The 506-nt window shown below is 72.1% G+C and carries 1 protein-coding gene; it reads right to left on the reverse strand.

Annotated features, from left to right (window positions below):
* On the reverse strand, window positions 1-506 hold a 506-nt coding region (locus AC1DBN_RS21465), incomplete at both ends, for a YkgJ family cysteine cluster protein (protein ID WP_477724197.1).

The following is a 506-nucleotide window of genomic DNA, read 5'->3' on the forward strand; positions in this document are numbered from 1 at the left end:
ATATATATTAGGCAGCGCGCCCGGGCATCCGCCCCATTGGCGGCCAGCACGGCCAGTACGGGGGCCAGCGACAGCGTGCGCTGGCCGTCCGGCGGGATCGCGGCGAGGTCGCCGCGCGGACCCAGCAATTCCGGCAGCAACAGGCGAAACACCGCGTCGCCCCAGTCGCGCTTGTCATCGGCCTCGGCGTCGCGGCGGCGGGCCAGCGCGGCGCGATAGCCGGCATCCACCACCTCACGCGCCTGCACCAGCGGGCGGGACGCCCCCACAGTGATGCAATCAGCACCCAAATACTGCGCGCCACCGGGCTGCTTGGCGGCAAGTGCCACCTGTTGCAGGCCGTCGGGCACCCAGGCGTCGAGCGGGACCATCGCGCAGGTGGCGGGCCGGTCGGCGTGGATCGCGCAGCGGTTGTCGTCGGCCAGCGCCGGGCAGCGGCCAGCCGAGGGATAGTCGATGGCCTGCGTCATCAGGACCAGATATTCCCCGCCGGGCAGCGCATGGCC

The organism is Pseudarthrobacter sp. 10T415 (assembly GCF_056394175.1).